We start from the raw sequence: 6,625 nt of genomic DNA on the forward strand, positions 1-6,625 counted from the left end.
GACAAACCATTTCTTCTCGATCTCGCTCGGCTTCGCGGAATAGGTCTTCATAGACGATCCTGACAGCTACGGCGACGAAGTGCCCGATGCCAATATAATCGACGGGGGCACCCCGGTTAAGGTGAGGCGGTGAAATACGACAAGCGGCATCCCCCGTCAAGGCCTGAAATGCGTGTGTTTCTGGGGGTTTGAAAGAATCTTCAGGCATGTGGTATCATTATACCGCTCCTGAAAGCCGCCGCCAGCCTTACACTGCGGCCTAACGATAAACGGGAAGGAAACGACGGATGACCGACGATCTGGTGCTACGCCAGGATTCCGCAGGGGTTGCAACCCTCACGCTGAACCGCCCGCAACAGCGCAACGCCCTCTCCCGCGCCATGATTGCTGCCCTTAGGGCCGAGCTTGCGCGCGTCGCACGAGACGCCAGTGTAAAAGCCGTCGTACTGACGGGGGCCGGGCCGGGGTTCTGCTCCGGCCATGATCTGAAGGAAATTCAGGCGAACCCCGATCCCGTCTTCTATGCCGCGCTGTTCGAAGCCTGCGCCGAACTGATGCTCGCGCTGCAAGCCCTGCCCCAGCCGGTCATCGCCCGCGTCCACGGCATCGCCACGGCGGCGGGCTGCCAGTTGGTCGCTACCTGCGATTTGGCCGTTGCCTCGACTAAAGCCCATTTCGCCACGCCGGGCGTTCACATCGGCCTGTTCTGCTCGACGCCGATGGTCGCCCTCGCCCGCGCCGTGCCGCGCAAGCGTGCGCTGGAAATGCTGATGCTGGGCGAGAGTATCGACGCCGAAACGGCAGCCGCCTATGGGCTGGTCAATGCCGTGGTCGCCCCGGACGATCTCGATAGCGCTATCGCCGGGTTTACCGCCCGCCTCACCGCCAAATCGCCGCTGACCTTGCGCATCGGCAAGGAAGCCTTCTACCGACAGGACGAAATGGGCACCGCCGACGCCTACGCCTATACCGCCGCTGTCATGGCGCGCAATCTCGCAACCCAAGACGCCGCCGAGGGCATCGACGCTTTCCTCGCCAAGCGCGCGCCCGTTTGGTGCGGGGCCTAAAAATGCCTGTTACCAGCGAAGCCGGCCTGCGCGCTATCCTGACCAGCGTTAAAACCATTGCGATGGTCGGCGCGTCGACCAACTGGAACCGCCCGAGCTATTTCGTGATGAAATATCTCCAGAGCAAAGGCTTCCGCGTCATCCCCGTTAATCCGGGATCGGCGGGGCAAGAGGTGCTGGGCGAGACGATCTACGCGACCCTTGCCGATATCCCCGTTCCGGTCGATATGGTCGATATGTTCCGCAAAGCCGAAGCCGCGCCGGAAGTCGCCGCCGAGGCTATCGCCATCGGGGCAAAAGTGCTGTGGATGCAGCTTGGCATCGAACACGCCGAAGCCGCCGCGACCGCCGAGGCCGCCGGGCTTGAGGTCGTGATGAACCGCTGCCCAAAAATCGAATACGCCCGCCTGTTTGGCGAGCTTGGCTGGGGCGGTATCAATACCGGCATTCTCTCCAGCCGCCGCAAACTCCATTAAATTCAAGAGCATAGGATCAGATCAATGCCGCATCGCAAACCCGGCTTCGAAACCCGCGCCATTCACGCGGGCGGCGCGCCCGACCCGACCACGGGCGCGCGGGTAACGCCGATTTACCAAACCACCGCCTATGTGTTCGACAGCACCGACCACGCCGCCTCGCTCTTCAATCTGCAAACCTATGGCTATATCTATAGCCGCCTGACCAATCCGACCGTGGCGGCGCTGGAAGAGCGTATCGCCAGCCTCGAAGGCGGGCGCGGCGCAACGGCGGCCGCCTCCGGCCATGCCGCGCAACTGATGGCGCTGTTCCCGCTGATGAGCCCCGGCGACGAAGTGGTTGTTTCCAATAAGCTTTACGGCGGCTCGGTGACGCAATTCTCGCGCACCTTCAAAAAATTCGGCTGGCAGGCGATTTTCGTCGATGCCGATGATCCCGAAAACTTCCGCCACGCCGCGACCGAGAAAACCAAGGCGTTCTTCGTCGAGAGCCTCGCCAATCCCGGCGGCGTCATCACCGATCTTGAAGCCGTGGCGCGGGTCGCCGAGGGCGTCGGCGTGCCCCTCATCGTCGATAATACGATGGCGACCCCCTACCTCTGCCGCCCCATCGACTATGGCGCGACCCTCGTGTGCCACTCGACGACGAAGTTTCTCTCCGGTCACGGCACCGCGATGGGCGGCGCGATTGTCGATAGCGGTAGTTTCGATTGGTCGGCGACGCCGGGGCGCTTCCCCAGCCTTGCCGAGCCGGAACCCGCCTATCACGGCTTGCGCTTCCACGAGACCTTCGGCGACCTTGCCTTCACGATCTACGGCCACGCGATTTCTTTACGCGATCTCGGCGCGACGATGGCCCCGATGAATGCCTTCCTGACGATGACCGGCATCGAAACCCTGGCCTTGCGCATGGAACGCCACTGCGCCAATGCCCAAAAGGTCGCCGAGTTTCTCGCCGCCCATGCTGCCGTCGCCTGGGTCAATTACGCGGGCCTGCCGGGGAATAAATATCACGCCCTCGCCGCGCGCTACCTGCCGAAGGGGGCGGGCTCCGTCTTCACCTTCGGCGTGAAGGGCGGCTATGAGGCCGGGGTGAAAATAGTCGAAGGCGTGGAACTTATCTCCCATCTCGCCAATATCGGCGATGTGCGCTCGCTCATCATCCACCCCGCCTCCACCACGCACCGGCAGCTTTCGGACGACCAGCGCGTCACCGCCGGGGCCGGGCCGGACGTGTTACGCCTTTCGGTTGGGCTGGAGAGCGTGGACGATATCATCGCCGATCTGGCTCAAGCTTTGGCGAAGCTAGGGTAGGCCTTCTTTATATTGGGCTACCGCCCAAACCCGTCCGGGGCATGCCCCGGCCCCCCTTTTCTTTTATTGATAAAAAAAGAGGGGTTCGGGGAGCTTGCTCCCCGAGCGGGCGCGGGCGGCAGCCCGCTTTAATTGAGCGCCGATCCCTCGTATTTTACGCCTCGGCGTCCATATCTCCCTTTGGATCGTATCAAGCCTGAAAATGGTCTATCCTGAGGAGACACACGGATGCGTCGGCTTATCGCCCCTTGGGTAGGAACTGTCGCCATGCTGGGATTTTTGGGGTTCGCGCGCGCGGAAACGCCGGGAAGCGCCTATGATTTCACCTTCCAAACCATCGATGGCCAGCCCTTGCCGCTGGCCACTTTCACGGGTAAGGCGGTGTTGATTGTCAATACGGCCTCCCAATGCGGGTTTACGCCGCAGTATAAGGGGCTGGAAGCGCTCTACGACCGCTACGGGCCGAACGGCTTGATCGTGCTGGGCGTGCCGAGCAATGATTTCGGCGGCCAAGAGCCGGGATCGAGCGCAGAGATTAAGAATTTCTGCGAAACCAGCTTCGACGTGAGCTTTCCTCTCACCGAGAAAACCCATGTGGTCGGGGCCGAAGCCCATCCTTTCTACAAATGGGCTGGGGAAAAGCTGGGGCTGGTGGCAAAACCGCGCTGGAATTTTCACAAATATTTGATTGGCCCGGACGGGGCCTTGGTCGATTGGTTCTCAACCCTCACCGAGCCAACCTCCAGCCGCGTTACCAAGGCGATTGAAACGATTCTGCCCGCCAAAAGCGGTTAATTCTTTTGGGGTTCCATAAAAAAGGCCGGTTCCCCGTGCAGGAACCGGCCTTTTTGGCGTGTGCAGGCGGTTAGTTGATCGCGCTCAACTGCCCCTGTTGTACCTTCTGGCGATAATCCGCCATCGCCCGTTGGAAAATATCCAACTCGGTGAAGCGTTGCGCCAGCGCGGTTTGATCGATGGAGCCCGCCGGACGCGTCGACCCCGTGAGCAGCTCGAAGGCCGAGGCGCTGCCGGTGGTCCGCATCAGCGGTTCGAAATCCGCCCGCAGGCGCGACACCATGCCCGGCTCGCCCGACAGCGCGGTCGCAATAGCGAGGTTGATAATCAGCCCCTCCCGCTCCGGCGTCATCGTGCGATCCGAGGGCGAACCCGCCAGCCGCGTCAGCGCCGCAGCCGCTTCCACCCAATTTTGTGCGCGGCTGAACAATTGCGCGCGCAGCAATTCGCCGTCGCGGCTAATGTCGCCTTCGATCACCGACAGGCCGCGATCCGGTTGCCCAGCTTCCATATAAGCGCGCGCCTTCAAGCGACGGCGTTCCTGCTGCAACTCGGGCGGCAAGTTCGGCACGTCGCTGCGGTCGATAGCGATGACGGCATCGTTCGGGCGGCGGTCCAGCAGTTGCACCACGGCCAAACGCGCGCCAACCTTGGCTTTTTCAACCCCGCTCAAGCGCTGATCGATCTGATAGGTCAGCAGATCCGCCGCGCGGTCGAGCAGGTCGATTTGAACGAGACGGTCCGCCAAGCTCTGAATCATCGCATCGCCGCGCGGTCCCGGCGGCGTGAGGTCGCGGTAATCATCGTAGAGCGCGAGCGCAGCCAACGGCGGAACTTTGCCCGGCCCGCCGCCGTCGTAAAGACTAATGAACACATCGGTCATGCGGTCTTTCAGCTTATCGGCATCAGCCACTGCGGGAAATGCACCGAGGCTTCGCGCAAGGTACGCAAGGCTTCACCGATTTGACCGCCCTGGATGTAAAGATCGGCCAGCCGCTTCAACTGCACATATTCAAGCGAGCCGCCCGGCCAGGCGTAGCGCGTCTTTTCCAAGCGCTCGATGGCTTCCAGCCGGTCGATCCGCCCGTCTTTCAAGGCTTCCTCAACCCACACCGGCTCGGCATGCGCCCGGATACGGCGATCATCGGAGGCGATCAGCCGATCCAAGATCGGCAGCGCCGTGGTGCGCCGGTCGGTCTTCAGCATCACCTTGGCGCGAATGAACTCGGCTTCAGCGCGCGCCTCGGGCGGCGCATCGGGGCGGGCCAGCAGATCGGTATAGGCGAGCGCCCGGCGCGAATCGCCCACCTTCTCCGCGGCTTCGGCGGCCAGCAAAACCAACTTCGCGCGCATCGGCATCGGGTAGCTGTCGGGAATGCCGCCCGCGCGCCGGAACAGATCGTCCGCCGAATTCCAGGATTCGACCTGGGCCGAGGCCGCTGCGCGCCACAGCAGCGCTTCGGGATCGGTATCCAAGCGCCGATCCATCAACTCGGGCAGCGCCGCCACCCCTTCTTCGCGCATCACCCGCACGGCACCGCGCAGGGCGAGCAGGGCCGGATCATTGGCGAGCGCCGGCGTCATCCGACCGATCAACTCCAACACGCCGAGCGCGTCGGGATATTGCCCTTGGGCGACGAAAAACTGCGCGAGATCGAAGCGCGCCGACGGGCGGCGCAGCTCGTCGGATTCCGTCACCGCCGTCATCAAGCGCTGGCGGGTTTCCAGAAACGCATCGTCCGGAATTTGCCACTTGGCGAAATCATAGGCCTTCACCGATCCGGGCCGCCCCGGAATCTGCGACAGGCTGAGCGACGCCCCGATGGTTACGGCACTGGGCGTGACGCGAATTTCGACCGTATCCGCCTTCGGCACGATCAACACCCCGGAGAGGGTACGCGGTAGCGCGACTTGCGCAAAATCGCGCGGCGCATCGATCCCGCGCGTCGTCTGCGGCAGGGCAATGAAGCGCCAGAGCGCGCCGGTATCGGGATCGGCGAGCGAAATCGGGAAAGAGGCTTGACTGGTTGCAATCGTAACGAAGCCGCCCTCGGCATCCGACGTAATCGGCAAGGCCGAATCGGGACGTCCCGTCCCCCTCGGACGCAGCAGCACGACGAGCGCCTGCTCTTCCCGGCTGAGCGTCGGGACAAGGCCTGCCGGAACCGCCAAACGCAGCACCGATCCATGCGTCGCCTTCAACTGCTCCGGTTCAACCCGCGTGCGCAGGCGCGTCACCGCCGACAGATCGGCGGCGAGCGGCGCGGCAAACGCTAAATAAAGCTGATCGTCGCGCAAATAGGCCGCCGCCGGGGCGGGGGTCGGAATCCGAATGGTGATGGATTTATCGACCGCCTGCACCGCCGTCAGCGTGATCGGCTGAACCGGCGTCATCGCCGGGGGCACCATCAGCGGCTCGGCGGGAGGCTTCGGCGGCGCGGTAATCGAGGCCGGAACCGGAGCGGGCGCGGGCGTCGGTTGAGCAACGGGGACTGCGGCTTGCTGAGGCTGGGCTTGCGCCACCTGCACGGGAGCCGCCGACGCGGGTAGCGATACCGCCACCTTAGCCGCGCCCGCCGGGCCATTCGGCGGGGCTTGCACATCGAGCAGAATGCGCGTGCCGATTTTGCGATCAACGAGCTTGGCGTTCGGCGGCAAGGCCAGCGCAAATTCGGTGGCGCTGCCATTGGTGGCGGCTTCGACCGTGCCGATGGATTTGGTCAAACGGCGGCGAATATCGGCCAGATCGAACTGCCCGGCTTTATCGAAGGTAATTCGCGCCACACCATCGGCGGAACTCACGCGGTAGCCGGTCCCGGCGGGCCAATCAAAAACGAAGCGCGTAAACGTGCCATTATCGCCGACATTAACCTTCACGCGCGGCACATCGACCGCCGCCACCGAGGCCGGAGCCGCAACCAGCGCCGTCGGGGCTTGTGCCGTTGGCGTTGCCGGTTTCTCTGGGGGCGGCGT

General features: G+C 63.4%; 7 protein-coding genes. 4 read left to right on the plus strand and 3 right to left on the minus strand.

What is annotated here, in order from left to right; translation table 11 throughout:
- Positions 1-208 (minus strand): hypothetical protein (locus VZ95_RS27070; RefSeq protein ID WP_232302611.1); only part of this gene is annotated, 208 nt, incomplete at its 3' end.
- Between the two features lie 79 nt (positions 209-287).
- Between VZ95_RS27070 and VZ95_RS10855 the strand changes: the two genes are divergently transcribed.
- The 4 genes from VZ95_RS10855 (at position 288) to VZ95_RS10870 (ending at position 3,652) form a co-directional block, all read left to right on the plus strand.
- Positions 288-1,067, plus strand: a complete 780-nt coding sequence (locus VZ95_RS10855) for an enoyl-CoA hydratase (RefSeq protein ID WP_045775856.1) — start codon at positions 288-290, stop codon at positions 1,065-1,067.
- 2 nt (positions 1,068-1,069) lie between these two features.
- The gene (locus VZ95_RS10860; protein ID WP_045775857.1) at positions 1,070-1,543 is read left to right on the plus strand and encodes a CoA-binding protein; all 474 of its coding nucleotides are present in this window, start codon (positions 1,070-1,072) and stop codon (positions 1,541-1,543) included.
- 24 nt (positions 1,544-1,567) lie between these two features.
- Positions 1,568-2,857: an O-acetylhomoserine aminocarboxypropyltransferase gene (locus tag VZ95_RS10865; RefSeq protein ID WP_045775858.1), complete on the plus strand. Its 1,290-nt coding sequence runs from the start codon at positions 1,568-1,570 to the stop codon at positions 2,855-2,857.
- Positions 2,858-3,124: 267 nt separating this feature from the next.
- Positions 3,125-3,652: a glutathione peroxidase gene (locus VZ95_RS10870; RefSeq protein ID WP_198148229.1), complete on the plus strand. Its 528-nt coding sequence runs from the start codon at positions 3,125-3,127 to the stop codon at positions 3,650-3,652.
- 70 nt (positions 3,653-3,722) lie between these two features.
- On the opposite strand, the gene VZ95_RS10875 is transcribed toward VZ95_RS10870, so the two are convergent.
- Positions 3,723-4,565, minus strand: a complete 843-nt coding sequence (locus VZ95_RS10875) for a hypothetical protein (RefSeq protein ID WP_045775860.1) — start codon at positions 4,563-4,565, stop codon at positions 3,723-3,725.
- A partial coding sequence (locus tag VZ95_RS25500; protein ID WP_045775861.1) for a tetratricopeptide repeat protein occupies positions 4,544-6,625 on the minus strand: 2,082 nt, incomplete at its 5' end. The genes VZ95_RS10875 and VZ95_RS25500, both read right to left, overlap by 22 nt.

Source organism: Elstera litoralis, assembly GCF_000963705.1.
In the GTDB taxonomy this organism is placed as follows: Bacteria; Pseudomonadota; Alphaproteobacteria; order Elsterales; family Elsteraceae; genus Elstera; species Elstera litoralis.